General features: G+C 58.1%; 16 protein-coding genes, 1 tRNA gene and 1 pseudogene. 4 read left to right on the forward strand and 14 right to left on the reverse strand.

The window, feature by feature from the left end; translation table 11 throughout:
* The first annotated feature begins 16 nt into the window (after positions 1-16).
* Positions 17-352: a TraR/DksA C4-type zinc finger protein gene (locus FIV05_RS20545; protein ID WP_152510792.1), complete on the forward strand. Its 336-nt coding sequence runs from the start codon at positions 17-19 to the stop codon at positions 350-352.
* Positions 353-375: 23 nt separating this feature from the next.
* On the opposite strand, the gene FIV05_RS20550 is transcribed toward FIV05_RS20545, so the two are convergent.
* The 3 genes from FIV05_RS20550 to guaA form a co-directional block, all read right to left on the reverse strand.
* Positions 376-897, reverse strand: coding sequence for a hypothetical protein (locus FIV05_RS20550; RefSeq protein ID WP_152510793.1), 522 nt, complete (start codon positions 895-897; stop codon positions 376-378).
* Between the two features lie 114 nt (positions 898-1011).
* Complete coding sequence (locus tag FIV05_RS20555) at positions 1012-1785, reverse strand: class I SAM-dependent methyltransferase (protein WP_152510794.1); 774 nt, start codon at positions 1783-1785, stop codon at positions 1012-1014.
* 242 nt (positions 1786-2027) lie between these two features.
* The gene (gene guaA / locus FIV05_RS20560) at positions 2028-3599 is read right to left on the reverse strand and encodes a glutamine-hydrolyzing GMP synthase (RefSeq protein ID WP_152510795.1); all 1572 of its coding nucleotides are present in this window, start codon (positions 3597-3599) and stop codon (positions 2028-2030) included.
* A gap of 267 nt (positions 3600-3866) precedes the next feature.
* On the opposite strand from guaA, the pseudogene FIV05_RS32070 reads away from it, so the two are divergent.
* Positions 3867-4124, forward strand: a pseudogene (locus FIV05_RS32070) (tetratricopeptide repeat protein); the annotation flags it as partial.
* Between the two features lie 6 nt (positions 4125-4130).
* Complete coding sequence (locus tag FIV05_RS20565; protein ID WP_286202211.1) at positions 4131-5066, forward strand: tetratricopeptide repeat protein; 936 nt, start codon at positions 4131-4133, stop codon at positions 5064-5066.
* A 19-nt stretch (positions 5067-5085) separates the two neighbouring features.
* Here the strand turns inward: FIV05_RS20565 and FIV05_RS20570 are convergent, their stop codons facing one another.
* The 4 genes from FIV05_RS20570 to FIV05_RS20585 form a co-directional block, all read right to left on the reverse strand.
* Positions 5086-6378 (reverse strand): RsmB/NOP family class I SAM-dependent RNA methyltransferase, encoded by a 1293-nt coding sequence (locus FIV05_RS20570; RefSeq protein ID WP_152510797.1) that lies wholly within the window; start codon positions 6376-6378, stop codon positions 5086-5088.
* Positions 6379-6428: 50 nt separating this feature from the next.
* Positions 6429-7931 carry an IMP dehydrogenase gene (guaB, locus tag FIV05_RS20575; protein WP_152510798.1) on the reverse strand — a complete coding sequence of 501 codons (1503 nt, stop codon included), beginning with the start codon at positions 7929-7931 and terminating at the stop codon, positions 6429-6431.
* 204 nt (positions 7932-8135) lie between these two features.
* On the reverse strand, positions 8136-8843 hold the full coding sequence (locus FIV05_RS20580; RefSeq protein ID WP_022998673.1) for an RlmE family RNA methyltransferase: 708 nt from the start codon (positions 8841-8843) through the stop codon (positions 8136-8138).
* The gene (locus FIV05_RS20585) at positions 8840-10498 is read right to left on the reverse strand and encodes a Ppx/GppA phosphatase family protein (protein ID WP_173013997.1); all 1659 of its coding nucleotides are present in this window, start codon (positions 10496-10498) and stop codon (positions 8840-8842) included. Before FIV05_RS20585 ends, FIV05_RS20580 begins: the two co-directional genes overlap by 4 nt.
* Positions 10499-10841: 343 nt before the next feature.
* Between FIV05_RS20585 and FIV05_RS20590 the strand changes: the two genes are divergently transcribed.
* Positions 10842-10915, forward strand: a tRNA-Gln gene (locus FIV05_RS20590).
* A 271-nt stretch (positions 10916-11186) separates the two neighbouring features.
* On the opposite strand, the gene FIV05_RS32075 is transcribed toward FIV05_RS20590, so the two are convergent.
* From FIV05_RS32075 to FIV05_RS20620, 7 genes are all read right to left on the reverse strand, one after another.
* Positions 11187-11384 (reverse strand): 5-deoxy-glucuronate isomerase, encoded by a 198-nt coding sequence (locus FIV05_RS32075; protein ID WP_353622176.1) that lies wholly within the window; start codon positions 11382-11384, stop codon positions 11187-11189.
* Positions 11385-11411: 27 nt separating this feature from the next.
* Complete coding sequence (locus tag FIV05_RS32080) at positions 11412-11540, reverse strand: hypothetical protein (RefSeq protein ID WP_353622177.1); 129 nt, start codon at positions 11538-11540, stop codon at positions 11412-11414.
* Between the two features lie 261 nt (positions 11541-11801).
* Entirely contained in the window at positions 11802-13646 is a 1845-nt protein-coding gene (gene iolD / locus FIV05_RS20600) for a 3D-(3,5/4)-trihydroxycyclohexane-1,2-dione acylhydrolase (decyclizing) (RefSeq protein WP_152510799.1), read from the reverse strand.
* Entirely contained in the window at positions 13643-15559 is a 1917-nt protein-coding gene (iolC, locus tag FIV05_RS20605) for a 5-dehydro-2-deoxygluconokinase (protein WP_152510800.1), read from the reverse strand. The genes iolD and iolC overlap by 4 nt, the downstream gene beginning before the upstream one ends.
* A gap of 51 nt (positions 15560-15610) precedes the next feature.
* A complete protein-coding gene (gene purU / locus FIV05_RS20610) occupies positions 15611-16495 on the reverse strand; it encodes a formyltetrahydrofolate deformylase (protein WP_152510801.1) in 885 nt (294 codons plus the stop codon).
* Positions 16496-16550: 55 nt separating this feature from the next.
* A complete protein-coding gene (iolG, locus tag FIV05_RS20615; protein WP_152512010.1) occupies positions 16551-17552 on the reverse strand; it encodes an inositol 2-dehydrogenase in 1002 nt (333 codons plus the stop codon).
* Between the two features lie 42 nt (positions 17553-17594).
* Positions 17595-18653: a Gfo/Idh/MocA family oxidoreductase gene (locus tag FIV05_RS20620; RefSeq protein ID WP_286202212.1), complete on the reverse strand. Its 1059-nt coding sequence runs from the start codon at positions 18651-18653 to the stop codon at positions 17595-17597.
* Between the last annotated feature and the right edge of the window lie 3 nt (positions 18654-18656).

The raw sequence follows: 18656 nt of genomic DNA on the forward strand, positions 1-18656 counted from the left end.
CGTTGGAGGCTTGGAGATGGCGGAACACAACGTTGAAGACATTCGGATCAAGCTTTTGTCGCTCAAGACCGAACTTGAAACATTGAGCGAGCTGTCCGGGGAAGCCCGTGCCACGGTGGAGCTAGATCAGCAATCTGTCGGTCGATTGTCGCGTATGGACGCGCTCCAAGGGCAAGCGATGGCACAGGCATCCGAGCGGCAGCGCCGGGCGACTATCCAGAAAATCGAGGCAGCCTTATCAAGGTTGGAAGCTGGCGAATACGGCGACTGTGTGGAGTGCGGTGAAGAGATTTCCGAGAAGCGGCTACAGGTAGATCCTGCCGCAGCATTCTGTATCAAATGCGCAAGATAGTGAGACAAACTTCTTAGTCAGGCCTATCGCACGAAATGTCGACGCAAGCCTGTCAGGAAATCCGACACTTTTCGTGAAATCTCAACCAGCGGGAACGCCCTCAACCGAGCTTCCGTCCAGTCCATCTGCGGAGCAAGCTGCATCTGCAGGTCGATTAGGGCTTGTCGTTCCCCAATACCAAGTGGAAGTTTTTCAGCCGCTGCCAGGAGCAGCAGTTTCTCATGAATTTGCCGCAGGACGGAAAGCGCCTCTCCCATCCGTTCCGTAAGTCCGGGATCATCCCGCCATGTGTGCCCGTGAAACACTTCCTGCGTCACACGTTGTCCTGCACCGTGACAATCATAGCTAATGCATCCACTGAAACCGAGACGCGACCTGTCATCGAAGATGGCACAACGTCCGCAGCTATCCAGGTTCGGGCAAACCTCGCCTGCTGCCTTGTCGATACCAAAGGACTCTGATCGGTCAAATGCAAAGACAACACAGCAAAGGGCTGCACAAGAAGCACAGTCTGGTGTCAGATCCGGTAGCCGTGGTGTATTCATTCACGCTCAAATCTCAACAAGGCGCTAGGTCACCAAATTCGAGAGCTCATGTTGCGATCTTTCGAAAGCCTGTTCGGTATTCAAATCTATTAAGTTGAGCAATCCAGTCTCTTTTCAAGAAGCGACTTCTTCACTGTCAGCTCTGACTGCCATGAAGGACTTGGTCAAAAACAGGAATTTTTCCTGCTTGACCAGTGCATCATCGAAAAGCGCCTTGAACATGGACTTGCTCAGCAGGCGCGCACTTTCGACGATTTCGACAGCCTCATCGGTATTGGCCCCCTTTGCCCAGTGCCCCAAGGAAAAATGAGCAACAAGCCAGACCCTTATAGGCTTCGGCAGCCAATGGAAAAAGAGCGTCATGCAATGCGGCTCAATGGGGAACCAGAAATTTGGTGTCTGGACAAAATAACCGCCGTGGAAATCCCGGATGTTTGACGCAAACCGCTTCATTTGCGCCCAGTCGCCAACATGCTCGATTACCGAATTTGAATGGATCAGGTCATAGTCCTGCGGGTCCAGGTAACTCCAGATGTCTTCTGTGGCGTTACCTGTCAAAAAATCAAATCTCCCGTCCGCCTCAAAGACTTGAGATCCCGGAAGATTCAGAAGGGTAATCTGTACGTTGTTGCGATCAAGAAAATCTTTGTCGAGGATGTTCCAATATTGAACTGTCCCGCCAATATCTAGTATTTTTACACGGCCTTTCTCAGAAAAATTATTCTCTATCAAATCACAAAAATACTTAATTCTCTTTTTTCTAGCTGCTTTACCGAGACTGAAGCCATCATTTTCATATCCAGAAATAATTTTAGTTAATTTACTCACTTCAATCATTCCTATCTTTAGTTGGTAAAGCAACTGATCGAGCAACAGTTCAAGCACCATTTATATGAGCGCGCGCAAATATTCAGTTAATCGAAACGAATTGCAGTTCGCTCACACCATCGAGGTGCAATAAACAAAAGCAAATGCACGAGCACAATCACTGACCTTTCGCCAATGCATGCAGCCTCGACAATCGTTCGTGCAATCACATTCCAGCGTTCGCAGAGTTACCTGCGATATTTCGGTCCGCACACGTCAAGACCCGCCAAGCGACGTCGGGTCCAAGTGATCCAAAGCCTTGCTTATTCCCACTCAATAGTGCCGGGAGGTTTGGACGTAATGTCATAGGTTACGCGGTTGATGCCCTGTACCTCATTAATGATACGGGTTGCCGTCTCACCCAGGAAATCATGCGTGAAGGGGAAATAGTCGGCAGTCATGCCGTCAACTGACGTCACGGCTCTCAACGCGCAGGCGTAGTCGTATGTCCGGCCATCGCCCATGACACCCACGGTACGCACAGGCAGTATCGCTACAAAAGCCTGCCAGATGTCGTCGTAAAGATCGTGCTTGCGGATCTGGTCGATATAGACCGCATCTGCCTTTCGCAGGATTTCCAGTTTTTCGCGGGTGATTTCACCCGGACACCGAATGGCAAGTCCAGGTCCCGGGAAGGGGTGGCGGCCGATGAACTTCTCGGGAAGTCCGAGTTCACGGCCAAGCGCCCTCACCTCGTCCTTGAAGAGTTCACGCAGCGGCTCGACCAGCTTCAGTCCCATCTTTTCCGGCAACCCGCCGACATTATGATGCGACTTGATGGTGACCGACGGACCTCCGGAGAAGCTGACGCTCTCAATCACGTCCGGATAGAGCGTACCTTGAGCGAGAAACTCAGCGCCCTCAATCTCATTTGCATGTTTCTGGAAAACGTCGATGAACAGTTTTCCGATGATCTTGCGTTTGGTTTCCGGGTCGGAAACACCGTCCAGCTCTCCCAGGAACAGTTCGCTCTCATCCGCATGGATCAAGGGAATGTTGTAGTTATCCCTGAACATGGACACCACTTCTTCCGCCTCGTTCAGGCGCAACAAGCCGTGGTCCACGAAGACACATGTGAGCTGATCCCCGATCGCCTCATGGATCAACACAGCAGCAACGGAGCTGTCGACACCACCGGACAGACCACAAATGACCTTCTTGTCACCGACCTGCTCGCGGATGCGCGCAATGGCATCGTCCTTGTAGGCTCCCATTGTCCAGTCACCGGTAAAGCCGGCAAGTCGGACGAAATTCTCATATAGCTTCTTGCCGTTCGGCGTGTGGTGCACTTCCGGGTGAAACTGTACGGCGTAGAAGTTTCTCTCCTTGTCCGCGGTAATCGCGTAGGGAGCGTTTGGCGATGTGCCGAATACCTCAAAGCCTGGTGCGATCCGGCTGACATGGTCGCCATGGCTCATCCAGACCTGTTCTTTCCCGTCGGCAAACCATCCATCCAGGATCGACAGTTTGTTCTCGACAGGTGTCACGAATGCTCTGCCAAACTCGGCCGTGCCGCCACCGCCGGAAATCTTGCCACCGTCAACCTGTCCGCCCAGCTGCTGCATCATCACCTGTTGGCCGTAACAGATCCCCAGGATCGGAACGCCCATTGTGTAGACACTTTCCGGCGGACGCGGTGAACCGTCTCGCGTAACCGAATCCGGCCCACCTGAGAAAATTACCGCTTTGGGCGAAAACTCGCTCAAAAAGGCGTCGGTAACATTCTGATATGGATGGATTTCACAGTAGACATTTAACTCGCGCAGGCGCCGCGCGATGAGCTGCGTGACCTGGGAGCCGAAGTCGATGATAAGAAGGCGCTGATGCTGGGTCATGGCCAGCTTCTAACCGGTCTTTTGAGTAAAATGAACCCGAATTTCACAGCCGATGCTGTCCCGCACAAGATTTTGCTGCCAACTCCGGTTCCGCGGCTTTCTTGTGTCGTAACTTTGGCAAGCAAATGTTTCCGGCGGACAAGCTGTGTACGGCTGAATTTCGCTTTTGACCGGCGCGCGCCTGCTCCTTAGGTTAACCATAAGCCCCCGTGCTTCGTCTCCGGTGAGACAAGCTGCTGGCAGGTGCTTTTAGGATAACCGACCCAGATGACCGCAGCTGCCCGTAAAGCGTTTGAAGAAGCCGTAGCCCTTGAAAATGCGGGCAATCTTGACAGGGCGCTGGTGTCTTATCTGAAAGCCCAGGAACTGTCGCCGGACGACACGGAAATTGCCTACAGAACGGCATCCGCGTTGCTCCAGACCGGGTATCTGGACGAGGCGCAATCGCAGTTACGCCGCATCGTGTTTGCCGAACCGGACCACCTGAACGCTCGCGCGAGCCTCGGGAACTGTCAGCTTCTGCTCGGTGACATGGCAAACGCCCGGCAAAATTTTGCTGATGTGCTCTCCCAAGCACCGGATAATCGAAACGCCCTATACGGTCTTGCCAGTGTTTTGCTGAAAGAAGACAAACCCGAAGAAGCTTCCGTTCCGGCCCGACGCCTGGTCGAGCTATTGCCGGACACTCCAGCTGTCTTGTCTCTTTTCGCAGACACGCAAGCGCGTGTTGATCAAAAGGCAGCAGCGATCGCTGCTTATCGGAAAGCGCTGAAGGCCGATCCGGACTACGGACCCGCGCTCATTGGCCTGTCGCAGACATTGCTGCTGCGTAAACGCTTTGACGAAGTGATCGAACTGACGATCCGGGCAAGTGAGCGAGCGCCGGCAGACCCGCTCCCTCTGGACCTGTTGTCCGATGCACTCGCCGGGAAAGGCGCCCTGGAAGATGCTCGTGAAGCGGCGCTTGCCGCGTTGAAGCTATCTCCGAGATCAATACAGACCCACGTTCGGCTGAGCAGTATTGCGCGTAAGTTTGGAGATCATGGTGCAGCTCTGAAACACGCCCTGGCCGCGCACGATCTCGACAAATCTGCAAAAGAACCTCTGAATGCACTTGGAGCCGCCCTCGCCGCACTCAAATATTCCAACCAGGCCAGATCCGTCCTGACAGCCATGTCTCGAGGCGACGGTCTGGAGCCGGCCATTCGAGAACTCGTCGAAGGCCTGGTTGTCGCCGAAAGGAAATCAACGGAAGCAGGTCCTGTGAGTTCCACTGCAACTTCAACTAGGGAAGAACCCTCGTCAGATAGTCCTGACGCTGCTGCAAAAATCGCTCAAGAAGCAGAAACCAAACAGGAAATTCAACACCAGGAAACCCTGGAGCCCGTGACTTCGAAGAAGATGCTAGCAACAGACGGCGATCAATTGCCGAACGTTCTCGGGCTGCGCCGTCAGGACAGATCCTGACGGCAAAAACTGTCTGAACTCACTGCACCCGCTGGAACAGCGCAATGAAGAAACCGTCCGTTTGGGTAGACCCGGGCGTCAGCAGAATGTCGCCACGGTCGGAAACGTATTTCGGGAACCGTGCATCCGGCAGAGTTGTTTTCCAGATATCCAGCGCTGAAACAGACTGGAACGACGGAAATTGCTCCAGGAACCAGTCCGCCTGGGCCTGGTTTTCCTCACGCAGGACGGAACAGGTCGCGTAGGCAAGACGTCCCCCCGGCTTGACGTATCTGCTCGCACTTTCCAGTACACGGCGCTGGTCTTCGATACGATCCTGCAAGGCCTTTTCTGCCAGCTTCCACTTGGAGTCCGGTCGGCGACGCCACACGCCGGTCCCCGTGCAAGGGGCGTCAATAAAAACCAGGTCCATCTGATCGACAAGATCGTCGAGGCTTGAAGTTGCCGGATCCTTCACCTGAATGTTTCGTACACCGGCCCGCTGCAGTCTTTCGTGGATTGGAGCAAGCCTGAGACGGTCGGCGTCATAGGCGTATAGCTGACCCTTGTTCTGCATGGAGGCAGCAAGAGCCAATGTCTTGCCACCACCGCCAGCGCAAAAGTCCAGCACTTGTTCACCAGGTTTGGCTTGCGCAAGATGAGCCGCCAGTTGGCTGGCCTCGTCCTGCAATTCAAACCAACCCTTTCGGTAGCCTTCCTCAGCCTGAACATGCGGCATGCGGCCAAGATCAGGCTTGGCCTCGATGCGCGCACCAACTGGTGACAGCGGTGTTGCATTTGCCCCGGTATGAGCCAGCCGCTTGAGAACCTTGTCCCGATCAGATTTGAGCGTATTGGTTCTCATGTCGACCGGGGCGCGTGTTGCCAGCGCCTGGCCTTCTTCAATGGCTCTTTCGCCGAAGACGGTCTCAAAATGCGGCCAAAGCCATTCCGGAATATCTGCCTGTTCAAAAGGCGACGGCGTGCTGTCAGGCTCCTGCGACAGGCAAGCGATTTCATCAGCTGACAATGCAGCCGGAGCATGATGGTCCTGCTCAAGAATGTCGCTTAACGCCTGCAGGCCTTTGCCCCAACCCAGGCAATAGGTCGCAAGAACGACGGCTCTTGCCGAACCGTCTTTCATTCTTGCACCAAGTGAAGCCTTGTTCCGAAGTGCGTCAAACACGAGATTGCCGATGACCGTCCGGTCACCGGAACCTGCAAACCGGTGCGCGGAACCCCAGTCTTTCAGGGCTAGCTGCACAGGCCTGTGCCGCGTTTCCACTTCAGTCAGGACTTCAATTGCCGCCGCCAGGCGTCCGCCATCTTTCATGCTGATCCTTTGCGGGGCGCCTGTAGCAAAGCGCCCCGATACCGAGTGGTTTAAACGTTGGACGGGTAATTTGGGCTTTCCCGTGTAATCGTCACATCATGGGCGTGGCTTTCCCGCAGGCCTGCACCAGAGATCCGCACAAAACGCGCCTTTTCCTGAAAATCAGGAATGTTGCGGCCGCCAACATAGCCCATGGCAGCCCTCAAGCCACCTGCAAGCTGATGCAGAACGCTGCCAAGCGCACCTTTGTAAGGCACCTGCCCTTCAATGCCTTCCGGTACAAGTTTGAGACTGTCGCGTACTTCCGCCTGGAAATAGCGATCGGCCGACCCCCGCGCCATGGCGCCGACGGACCCCATGCCCCGATAGGATTTGTAGGATCGTCCCTGGTGCAAATAGACCTCGCCCGGACTTTCTTCGGTGCCTGCCAGAAGGGAGCCGACCATGACGGACGCCGCCCCGGCGGCAATCGCCTTGGCAAGGTCGCCGGAAAATTTGATGCCGCCATCAGCGACCACCGGCACGCCTTGCTTGTCCGCTTCGTTCACTGAATCCATGATTGCCGTTAGCTGCGGAACGCCGACACCAGCGACAATTCTGGTGGTGCAAATGGAACCCGGGCCAATACCGACTTTTACCGCATCTGCACCGGCATCGATCAAAGCCTTGGTTGCGTCACTGGTCGCCACGTTGCCTGCCAGTACCTGCACGGAATTGGAAAGGCTTTTTACCCGGCCGACCATGTCGAGAACCTTCTGGGAATGGCCATGGGCCGTGTCGACCACAAGAAGGTCCACGCCTGCGTCAATCAGACGTTCTGCACGGGCAAACCCCTCTTCCCCGACGCTGGTTGCCGCTGCAACGCGCAACCGGCCCTGATCGTCCTTGGACGCATTCGGATTGAGCTGCGCCTTTTCCATGTCCTTGACGGTGATGAGACCGATACAGTTCCGGTTGTCATCCACGACCAGAAGCTTTTCGATGCGGTTCTGATGAAGGAGCCGCTTGGCGTCATCCTGGCTGACGTTCTCGTTGACAGTAACGAGACCGTCCTTCGTCATCAGTTCATGGATTTTCTGGTCGGGATTGGACGCGAACCGCACGTCCCTGTTTGTCAGGATGCCAACCAGCTTGCCAGTGGCCTGACCGCCTGCTCCGCCGTTTTGAACGACCGGAACGCCGGAAATGCCATACCGTTTCATCAGGTCAAGAGCGTCCTGCAGGGTCGCGTCCGGCCCGATGACCAGCGGATTGACCACCATCCCGGATTCGAACTTCTTGACCATCCGGACCTCTTCGGCCTGCTGGTCGAGAGAGAGGTTGCGGTGAATGACACCAATGCCACCTGCCTGAGCCATAGCGATTGCCAGACGGCCTTCGGTAACTGTGTCCATTGCCGACGAGATGATCGGAATATTGAGTTCAAGTTCCCGTGTGACCCGGGTGCGCAGGTCAACTTCACCCGGCATGACTTCCGAGTGGCCAGGGATCAGCAAGACATCGTCGAACGTCAGGGCTTGCTGTCCAGTGGTAGGGACATAGAAGGATGCCATTGCCAATTCCCCTTTGTAAAAAAATAGCTGAGACGCACGCTTTGATCAAAAGCCTGCATCTTTCGAGTCGCTTCGGCTGTGCCGGAGAAGTTGGCGCGGGTCAATAACACGCAGGTGACAGAAAGAAAAGGGGGTGACGCCCGCTATGAGGCGTTCCCCCTGTCAGTCTCGGCAAACCGGCTTCCCTGTCGACTTGAAAACGGTTCAGTCCGGATCAAGATCACTTCCACGAAAGCCCTTCGCGATCACATAAAGTTCCGGGCTTTCCTTGCGACTCGCCGGCGGTTTCAGATGGGCGACCGATTTGAATTCGCGTTTCAGGTCGTTAAGCAGTGCATTTTCCGTCCCGCCCCGAAAAACCTTCGCCAGGAACGAGCCTCCCGGAACGAGGTTGCGTCTCGCGAAATCGATTGCGATCTCGAATAGATGCGTCGTGCGCAAATGGTCGGTCTGCTTGTGGCCGGTCGTCGGTGCCGCCATGTCGGACAGAACGACATCGGGCTTGTGGCCACCGAGCGCTTCCAGCAAGGCGGCTGGAGCATCGTCGTCCAGAAAATCCTTTTGCAGGAATGTCGTTCCTCGCACGTGGTCCATTTCCAGATAGTCGATCCCGACCACCTTGGGCGCTTCCACGGAAGACTGCACCCTTTCCACCGCAACCTGACACCAGCCACCCGGTGCGCAACCAAGATCGACCACCCGGTAACCGGGTTTCAGCAATTTGTGCTTGTCGTCGATCTCTATCAGCTTGTAGGCAGCTCGCGACCTGTAACCGTCCATCTTCGCGCGGCGCACGTAAGGATCGTTCAATTGCCTCTGCAGCCAACGCGTGGAGGATTCGCGCCGACCAGCGGACGTCTTCACCTTGACGTGGAGACCTCGGTCGCCTGTTCCCTTTTTGCCCTGACTCATGTTCTGTTCCCTTGGCGCCCGCGATTATGCCGAGAGCCGTTTTTGCGGTGCGACCAGACACCATCGGCCGCCATCAATTCTGTAAGAATGCCTTCGCGCAGTCCTCTGTCCGCGACGCGCAGACGCGAGCAACTCCAACGGCGGCGGATAGCTTCCAGGATGGCACAACCTGCCAGAACAAGATCAGCCCTATCCGCACCAATGCATGGATTATCCACGCGCGCCTCATAAGGCATGTCGCGCAGCTGATCAATCATTCTGGAGACGTCCCCATCTTCCAGCCAGGTTCCGTCGACCCTGCGCCTGTCATAACGTTTCAGGCCCAGGTGCACACCTGCCAGTGTGGTGACCGTACCAGATGTTCCGAGCATATGGACCCTACCCGACGCGATTGCTTCGGTCAGGTTATTAGCAAGATTGAACGCTGCCAGATGTTCGGCGGCATCTTCAATCATCGCCTCGAAGATATCCGGTGTCACGTGAACACCGCCATGCCGCTCTGCAAGGTTGACGACGCCGACCGGCAACGAGATCCAGGACCGGATGAAGCGGGTCAATGCATAGCCTCGCGCACCACATCGGTTGCGCAGGTCCAGCCAGACGATCTCCGAGGACCCTCCGCCGATATCGAACAGAATCACGCCATCGGCGTCGTGATCCACAAGCGAAGCGCATCCGGCGACTGCCAGGCGGGCCTCTGTCTCGCGGTTGACGACTTCGAGCGCCAAACCTGTCTCCGCTTTCACCCTTTCGATGAAGTCAGCGCCATTTTCAGCTGCCCGGCAGGCCTCCGTCGCGATAAGCCTGGAGCGAGCAACCCCTCTGTCGGCAAGTTTCCGGTGGCATTGGGCAAGAGCGTCGATTGCCCGTTCCATGGCCGCATCGCTCAACATTCTGTTCGAGCCGACACCTTCTCCCAGGCGCACTATTCGGGAATAGGCGTCGACCACACGAAATCCGCGATCTTCAGGTCGGGCGATCAAAAGCCGGCAATTGTTGGTCCCAAGATCAAGCGCAGCATAAAGCGGAGAGTTGTTCCTGCCCGCAGACCGATCATATGGTGCCGGATTACGAGAACCGTCGACCTGTTCCTTCCGGCTTGCTGACGGGCGATTTTCACCATCCCGACGCACGCGCAAATCAGGATTACGGTGGGAGGGTGTACCGGTACTCTTTTCGAGTGTCTTTGAGCTGACAACGATGTCGCCATCGTTTGTCCTTGCAACAGGTGCTGCTTCCGCTCCGTTGGCGGACTGTTTGCGCCGCCGGCCGCGTCTGCGGGCTGCCTTCTTTCCCTTCAGGCTCGTCGTGGTGTCAGTTTGTCGTTCCGCACCATCCTGGTTCAGCCCGCCTGCCTGGACGTTTTGCACGCCCTCACCAGTGGCTGCCCGTCCGCGCTTCCGTTTTTTGCGACGCTTCTGGGAAGTGGACGCACCATCACCCCTTCGCGCAGGCTGTTCCTGCGCGGCGAGTGCTTGATCGACGGGTCCGGTTACAGCACTGGACGGAATTTGCCCGTCCGTTTCAGGCACTCCGTTGACGACACCGTTTGCCTGTGTCGCAGAGTTGCCTTTGGGGCGCTTGCCAGACTTGCGCTTTCGGCGCCGTCTGGATGTTCCCCCGGGCTCCCTGGGAGCCCCGCTGGTTCCGGACACATCAGGGGTACGACGCCCTTTCTCGGGCGGTTCCTGACCTGACTGAGTCACGTTTTTGCCTTTCAGATCTCCAGTGCTGCCGCCGTTTTTCAAGGGGCGCTGCTGGGGACTGCGTCTTTCGTTGACAAAACTGTAACAGGTTGCCCCTCGCCGGAAAAGCTTTCCTTGAAACGAATGCATACAGTCTTTCGCGAGACTTTCCACAGGCATGCAATTTCACAAAAAAGTCGTCGACGGGTCTTGCAATCGTGAATGTGATGGATGTATATGCGGCACACCAATCGAGAGCGACCCATCATTTCGCCCTTTACCGACGATTGGCAGCTCGCCATATGAGCATTGTTGGGGAATAGGTTAACGGTAGACCCACGGACTCTGACTCCGTTAGTCCTGGTTCGAATCCAGGTTCCCCAGCCAACTCTCTTTCAAGTCATCGATATTATTGAGATAATCGGACTGACAAATCCGTACTCTCAGTAGATTCGACCGACTGATGCCCAAAACTGGTCCCCGGAACTGGTGCCCAAAAGCGCCTTCCGGCTCAAGGATATCGGGCTATGGCTCGTCGACACGACATTTAGAGTCACATACGACGCGGAAACATCTGGTGCCGGCGCCCTCACCTTCCAGTCCCTCTTTCTCAATCAGACCTTAGCCGGAAGCTGTCATTCAGCCTGAGACAATCGGATCACCACAGGGCTCGGTTCATGGCGCGGCGCCTGAACTCCAATGCATCGCTCAGATTTACTTGGCGAGACCAGATCGTCGGATCGGGGCGGTGATAATAGATTTCTTCCAGATAGGTGATGCGCGGAAAGTCGTCCTCGTCATGGCGATGGCTTGGATAGGACGACCGGTGGCCGGCACGCGTGAAAACCTCCGTCACCCACAGGCTGTCGCAATGGGCCTCGTTTTACATGTCGAAGTTGTTGATATAGTTGGTGTTGATGCCCTTGTCCCGCTCCCTGAGGCTGATGGCGTTCGGGCCGATGCGGCATGCTTCCTGCCCGCCTTTGCCGGGTGCCGAATAGACTGTGATCACGCAACCGGTCTCCACCGTCGCGCGCCAGTCCGTGCCGTTGGAAAGGTAGAAACAGTGTCGCGGCAGATGATCGGGTTTAGTTAGCGCCCCAAACGGATTCATCACATATTCGAACCTCATCCTGAGGAGGACCTTCAGGTCCGTCTCGAAGGATGGGCGGCACGCTCAGGATCAAGCGGCCCATCCTTCGAGACAGCGCTTACGCGCTTCCTCAGGATGAGGTCTTGAGAGAGGAGATCGGTGTGCTGCGGTGCCTCTCCCTCAATCGACCAGGTTCTGGTGCTTCAGCGCGTCGACATAGCCCTCACGGGCCTTGTTGACTTCGGTCCGTTCGGAGACCTCCGGCACGGCGACGTCCCACCAGTGACCGCCACCGTTCTCGCCCGGCCCGTGCATCGGGTCCGTGTCGATGACGATCACCGTCGGAATGGCCCGGTCCTTCGAGACGAGGATCTGCGCTTCCAGATCGGCGATGTTCTTCGCCTTTACCGCGTGGGCGCCCATGGCGGCCGCGTGGGCGACGAAGTCGATGTCCGGCTGCGCCTCGACATTGCAGTTTTGATAGAGGTTGTTGAACTGGTTGCCGCCGGTGCCCATCTGCAGCCGGTTGATGCAGCCGTAGCCGCGGTTGTCGGTGAGCACCACCGTGAACGGCACCCGCCGCATGACGGCAGTCGCCAGTTCCGAGTTTGCCATCATGTAGGATCCGTCACCGACGAAGCAGACGACATCCCGCTCCGGCTGCGCCAGCTTGATGCCCATGGCACCGGCAATCTCGTAGCCCATGCAGGAATAGCCGTATTCCATGTGATAGCCGCCCTGCGGCGCCTGCCACAGAAGCTTCAGGGCGCCCGGCATGGTGCCGGCCGCGCACATGGCGATGGTTTTTTCCGAAGACGTCCGCTGCACCGCGCCGATAACCTCGGCGTCGAGCGGCAGGTAGCCTTCGGGCACATCGGTCCGTGCACTGCAGTGGGCATCGACCTTGGCCAGCCAGTCGACACGGGACTGCGGATTGAAAGCCGATTTTGTTTCTGCACCGAGTGCAGCTGAGATCTTCTCCAGAGACACCTTCGCATCGCCGATGACACCGACGGCGCCATGCTTCAGGGCGTCGTAGCCCTGAACGTTGATGGAGACGAGCTTGCGGCCCGGTTCCTTGAAGAGCGCCCAGGAGCCGGTGGTGAAGTCCTGGAAACGGGTGCCGATGCCGATGACGAGGTCCGCGCTTTCGGCAATCTCGTTGGCGCAGGCCGAGCCGTCGACCCCGGCAGTGCCGAAGTTCATCGGATGAGACTGGGCCAGCGCCGACTTGCCCGCCTGGGTCTCGATCACCGGAATGCCGTGCCTGGTCGCAAACGCGCCAAGAGTTTCTTCAGCCTGCGAATAGATAACGCCGCCGCCGCAGACCAGAACCGGGTTCTTCGCGGATTTGATGAGGGCGACAACATCGGCGATGTCCCGGTTGTCAGGTTCCGGGCGTCGGATGCGCCAGACCTTCGGCTCGAAGAAGCTTGCCGGATAATCGAAGGCTTCTGCCTGCGTGTCCTGGCAGAAGGCCAGGGTCACCGGGCCGCAGTTGACCGGGTCGGTCATCACGCGGAAGGCGCGCGGCAGGGCCGTCAGCAGGTGTTCCGGGCGGCTGATGCGGTCGAAGTAGCGCGATACCGGGCGGAAGCAGTCATTGGCCGAAACCGTGCCGTCGTCGAAATCCTCCACCTGCTGCAGCACCGGGTCGGGTGCCCGATTGGCAAAGACATCGCCGGGGATCAGCAACACCGGCAGGCGATTGACATGGGCAAGGGCTGCGGCGGTCACCATGTTGGTGGCGCCGGGGCCGATGGATGAGGTGACGGCCATCGCCCGTGTGCGCTTCTTGGCCTTGGCATAGGCGATGGCCGTATGGGCCATCGTCTGTTCGTTCTGGCCGCGCCAGGTCGGCAGGGCATTGCCGGCCTGCTCAAGCGCTTCGCCCAGACCGGCAACATTGCCATGGCCGAAGATCGCCCAGATGCCGTCGATGAAACGCTCGCCGTCCTCGGTCATCTGTGCGGAGATATACCGCACCATGGCCTGCGCGGCAGTAAGGCGGATTGTGCCGGTCATGCAACTTTCTCCTGACATTGAGCCCTGGCGCCATCCCAGATCCGGCAGAGGCGGGCATACTTGTCCTTCATGCACGCAATAGCGGTCGCATCATCGGCCTTGCCTGCCAGCCAGTCCCGCGCTGCGTCCGCGAAAATAGTCCGGCCGACGGCAAAACCCTTCACCAGCGGGAAACGGGCGGCCCGTTCGAAAGACGCCGCCAAGTCAGCTTCAGGCGCCTCGAGACCGAGAACCACGATGCCCCGCGTACGCGGATCGTTGCGCTCGATGGCCTCGACAGACTTTGACCAGGCTGCATCGGTCTTGAAAGGTTCGAGTTTCCACCAATCGGGATAGACGCCAATGTCGTAAAAGCGCTGGATCACACGTGCCGTGGTATCATCGTCAATGGGTGCGACCTTGGAGGGGATGACTTCCAGAAGGAATTCCAGCCCGTTGCGGCGCGCGGCCGAGAAAAGCCGCAACACCGTCTGTTCCTGGTCAGCCCAGGTGGTCGCATCGTCGTCCGGATGGGCAAAGCACAGGCACTTGACGACATGGTCGAGCGGCCATTCGGAAAGGCCCCCATAGTCAGGTCCAAGCTCCGGTTCGAGGGTCAAAGGACGGGAACCGGGCCATTCCACCGGACGACCGATCCAGAGCCCGGTCCCTGCGGCCTTGTAAAGCGCGTCGCGTCCGAGGCGGCCATCGCAGAGAATGCCGTAGCCCGCCTGCCCGCTCGCAACTTCCCCCGCAGCCTGAAGGCAGAGTTCCTTGAAGCGGCCGATCTTTTGCTTCGTGGCACCCTCCATCTGCTCAAGCTGCATGCGGTGATCAAAGGCAAAGACCCGCATTTCCGGCCAGACGCCGTTACGATTTGTCGCCCAATGCACCTGTTCCAGCTTGACGTCGTTGCGCAGGTCAGGCTGCCTGATGCCACGAGAGAAGAAGAATTGTAGCTCTTCCCAGCTCGGATACGCGGGCGTGCAGCCATGGCGGGACACAGCGAAGGCGCCGCACGCGTTGGCGTATTTGAGCGCCACCGGCCAGTCCTCGCCATCGAGCCAGCCTTTCAGGAGACCGGACATGAAACCGTCCCCTGCGCCAAGCACGTTGAAGACCTCGATCGGGAAGCCTGGTCCGGAAATGCCGTCGTCAAGATCGTCCGGGATCTTGCCGGTGAAGGCGACTGCGCCTTTTGCACCACGCTTGCAGACAAGGGCGGCGTTGGAGACCTTGCGCACCGCCCGAAGGGCTTCCACCGTATCGGTCGAGCCACCCGCGATGTGGAATTCTTCTTCCGTGCCGACGATCAGGTCGAAGAGATGTAGCGTCGACTGCAGCTTGGCGGTGACGGCGGCGCTTTCGACAAAGCGGCTTTCGCCGTCGCCATGCCCCGCGACACCCCAGAGGTTCGGCCGGTAGTCGATGTCCAGAGCGGTCTGCAGACCATGTTCACGGGCAAGACTGAGAGCCTTCAGGACAGCGGCTTCCGTACGCGGGTGACTGAGATGGGTACCTGTTGCCACGACCGAACGGGCATCGCGAATGAGGTCCGGATCGATATCGTCTTCCGTCAGTCCCATGTCGGCGCAATTCTCGCGGTAGAATATCAACGGAAACTGTTCCTGATCGCGGATACCGAGCAGCACGAGTGCGGTCAATCTGTCCGGATCAGTCTTGACCCCGCGCGTATCGACGCCTTCCCGCTCCAGCTCTTCACGAATGAACCGCCCCATATGCTCGTCACCGACGGCGGTGATCAGGCCGGACTTCAGGCCAAGCCGCGCCGTGCCGCACGCAATGTTGGTGGGCGAGCCGCCGATATACTTGTTGAAACTGCCCATGTCCTCAAGACGCCCGCCAATCTGGGCGCCATAGAGATCGACGCTGGATCGTCCAATGGTAATGACATCGAGTTTCTTCTGGGTCATGGGGCAATCCTCTCGCGTTTTAAAACGCGTTCTCTTGTTCTTGGGCCATCGTCAGCCCATGCGTTCGGAAGCAAAGGAACCGGGCGACGGAGGGAAGACGACGGTCTTGTCTCCGTTCAGAAACACACGGCCGTGGATGTGGGCATGGATCGCTCTGGCAAGAACCTGTGCCTCGACATCGCGACCAAGCGAGACATAGTCGTCCGGCGACTGGGCATGGGTAACCTTGATCGTGTCCTGCTCGATAATCGGACCCTCGTCGAGATCCGCCGTGACGTAGTGAGAAGTCGCACCGATGTTTTTCACGCCCCTATCAAACGCCTGCTTGTAGGGATTGGCACCCTTGAAGGACGGCAGGAAGGAATGGTGAATGTTGATAATCCGCCCGGACATCTTGCGGCACATGTCGTCCGAAAGGATCTGCATGTAACGGGCAAGAACCACCAGTTCGGCACCGGTTTCTTCCACCACATCCATGATGCGCGCCTCCGCTTCGGGCTTGTTCTGCTTGGTCACCTTGATGCAGTGGAAGGGAATGTCGTGGTTCACGACCACCTTCTGGTAATCCATGTGGTTGGAAATCACGCCGACGATGTCGATCGGAAGTGCGCCGATGCGCCAGCGATACAAAAGATCGTTCAGGCAGTGACCGAAGCGCGAGACCATGATGATGACCTTGCGCTTGACGTCCTCGTCGAAGAATTCTGCCTCCATGCCCATCTTGCCGGCGATGGCGGCAAAGCCCTGGCGGAGTTCATCGAGGCTGCGTCCCTCTTCCGAACGGAAGCTGACACGCATGAAAAAATTGCCGGTATGGACGTCGTCGAACTGGGCGCTGTCGGTGATGTTGCACCCCTCCCCGGCGAGAAAGGTCGAAATGGCAGACACGATCCCGCGGGTCGAGCGGCACTGAACGCGAAGGGCGAAACGGGTCATCTTCTTACATGAACTCCTGGCGGGACTATGGGCAGCCGGAGCTGCCCGCCCCTTATTACGGGTAGACGCTGTCGAGGCTGACGGGTGTGCCCTGGCGGGCGGAGAGCGTTGCCGCTTCCGCCATGGCAAGCGCGGCAACGCCGTCCTGCAACGTCACGGGCAAGGGTTTGCCGCCGGTCACGGCTTCCACGAAGGCAGCCCACTCGGCTTTGTAGGCAGGCATGTAACGTTCGAGGAAAAAGTAGGTCGGCTTGGCACTGGAGACCCCGGCAGCCGTGGACTTAACTACCGTGTTTTCCAGCATGTTCTCCGCTTGCAGCAGGCCGTCCGATCCCAGCAATTCGACACGCTGGTCGTAGCCGTAGACAGCACGGCGAGAATTGCGGATGACGGCGAGACGACCGTCGGCATAGGTCATGGTGACGATGGCCGTGTCGACATCGCCGGCGGCACCGATCTCGGGGTCGACGATCGACGTCCCGACTGCCGAGATCGTCACCGGCAACGCGCCCATGATGAAATTGGCCATGTCGAAATCGTGGATCATCATGTCCCGGAAAAGACCGCCGGAGACTTTCACGTAGGCAACAGGCGGGGGAGCGGGATCGAAGGAGGTGACGGCCAGCATTTCCCCCTTGCCAATGTCACCAGCCTCGAAAGACGCTTTCAACGTTGCAAAATTCGGATCGAAACGGCGGTTGAAGCCGATCATCACGGGCTTGCCACTCGCCGTCGCGGCCTCAAGACACGCCTGGGCTCGTGCCAGACTGAGATCGACCGGCTTCTCGCACAGGACCGCCTTGCCAGCGGCGGTTGCTGCCTCGATAAGGTCCGAATGCGTGTCCGTCGAGGTGGCGACCAGAACGGCGTCGATGCTGCTGTCGGCAATGATGTCTTCCGAGCTGCAGGCATTGGCACCGTATCTCTCGGCAAGGCTTTCGGCTGCCGGCATGTTCACATCGGATATAGCGGCCAGCGCACTGCCCGGATGCCCGGCAATGGCGGCAGCGTGCACCTGACCGATGCGTCCCGCCCCGAGAAGACCAACTTTCAGCATTTTCATGGGTCCTTTCAACGACCTGTGCGCCTGATACGGCGACTAAAGAGAGATCGACCGGCCTTCTGCGGCGCTTTGTCTTGCGGCATCGAGCACTGCGAGCGTTCTGGTGCCCTCTTCGGCTGTGACAGGCGGCAGACCACCGCCGAGAACAGCGTGGGCAAAGGCTTCGTAATAATCGTGGTAGCGGCCCTGCTCGGATTTCACCGGAGAAACACCCTTTGCGGTGCGCAAGGCCCCCCAGTTGGCCGGAGGCTCGAAGCCCCAGTCCTTCAGATTGTTGACTGGTCGCTTGCCGGCAAAGATCGACTGGGCCTGTATGTCCATACTTTGCGCGACGTAGCCGCCCGCATCGCCATAGGCGCGCAGTTCGCGCGTGTTGAGGTGATTGAGCTTGCTTGCGGAGATATGCGAGTGCGTACCACTCTCGTGCCGGAGCGTGATCGTGAAGCCGGCGTCTGTCCTGCCTTGAGGCAGGTCGACAAAGTCGAGCTGGGCATCGACGGTAACCGCAGGCCCCAGCAGCCACAGCATCTGGTCGACCAGGTGGCTGCCGAGGTCGCGCAGCAATCCCCCGGCAGGTCCCGCTTCCAGTGTCGCCGGATCGTCGAAATCCATGCGCGAGTGGATCCGCCAGATCTTGCCGAGGCTGCCGTCACGAATGACCTTTGCCAGCGTCTGTATATCTGAATCCCAGCGCCTGTTCTGGAAAACACCCAGGACAACGCCTTTTGCTTTCGCGGCGGCATCCAGTTCCCGCGCCCCTACCGCAGAAGGCGCGAAGGGCTTGTCGGCGATGACATGAAGATCGGCTTCAATTGCCTCCAGTACCAGATCTCGCCTTGTCTGTGGCGGTGTGGTGATCGTTACCGCGTCGATGCCACCGGCCGCGATCATGTCGGAGAGGCTTGCAAAGACCGGAAGATCCGGAAAGTCTTCCCGGACCGACTGGATGGTCGCGGGAGCCCGCGCAACGATGCCGGTCAGTTCCACACCCTCGGCGGCCATCATGAAAGGTGCATGAAAGTGCTTGCCGCCGGTGCCATATCCGACCAGACCGATGCGCATCGGACGGTCCACTCTTGTTTCCGCTTCCAGCATGAG

The sequence above is a fragment of the Labrenzia sp. THAF191a genome (genome assembly GCF_009363335.1).
Lineage (GTDB): Bacteria > Pseudomonadota > Alphaproteobacteria > Rhizobiales > Stappiaceae > Roseibium > Roseibium algicola.

What these genes read in the sequence shown, in the direction of transcription:
- FIV05_RS20545 (WP_152510792.1), top strand. Translation starts at nt 17, where the DNA reads ATGGCGGAACACAACGTTGAAGACATTCGGATCAAGCTTTTGTCGCTC.
- FIV05_RS20550 (WP_152510793.1), bottom strand. Translation starts at nt 897, where the DNA reads ATGAATACACCACGGCTACCGGATCTGACACCAGACTGTGCTTCTTGT.
- FIV05_RS20555 (WP_152510794.1), bottom strand. Translation starts at nt 1,785, where the DNA reads ATGGTGCTTGAACTGTTGCTCGATCAGTTGCTTTACCAACTAAAGATA.
- guaA (WP_152510795.1), bottom strand. Translation starts at nt 3,599, where the DNA reads ATGACCCAGCATCAGCGCCTTCTTATCATCGACTTCGGCTCCCAGGTC.
- FIV05_RS20565 (WP_286202211.1), top strand. Translation starts at nt 4,131, where the DNA reads ATGGCAAACGCCCGGCAAAATTTTGCTGATGTGCTCTCCCAAGCACCG.
- FIV05_RS20570 (WP_152510797.1), bottom strand. Translation starts at nt 6,378, where the DNA reads ATGAAAGATGGCGGACGCCTGGCGGCGGCAATTGAAGTCCTGACTGAA.
- guaB (WP_152510798.1), bottom strand. Translation starts at nt 7,931, where the DNA reads ATGGCATCCTTCTATGTCCCTACCACTGGACAGCAAGCCCTGACGTTC.
- FIV05_RS20580 (WP_022998673.1), bottom strand. Translation starts at nt 8,843, where the DNA reads ATGAGTCAGGGCAAAAAGGGAACAGGCGACCGAGGTCTCCACGTCAAG.
- iolD (WP_152510799.1), bottom strand. Translation starts at nt 13,646, where the DNA reads ATGACCGGCACAATCCGCCTTACTGCCGCGCAGGCCATGGTGCGGTAT.
- iolC (WP_152510800.1), bottom strand. Translation starts at nt 15,559, where the DNA reads ATGACCCAGAAGAAACTCGATGTCATTACCATTGGACGATCCAGCGTC.
- purU (WP_152510801.1), bottom strand. Translation starts at nt 16,495, where the DNA reads ATGACCCGTTTCGCCCTTCGCGTTCAGTGCCGCTCGACCCGCGGGATC.
- iolG (WP_152512010.1), bottom strand. Translation starts at nt 17,552, where the DNA reads ATGCTGAAAGTTGGTCTTCTCGGGGCGGGACGCATCGGTCAGGTGCAC.
- FIV05_RS20620 (WP_286202212.1), bottom strand. Translation starts at nt 18,653, where the DNA reads ATGCTGGAAGCGGAAACAAGAGTGGACCGTCCGATGCGCATCGGTCTG.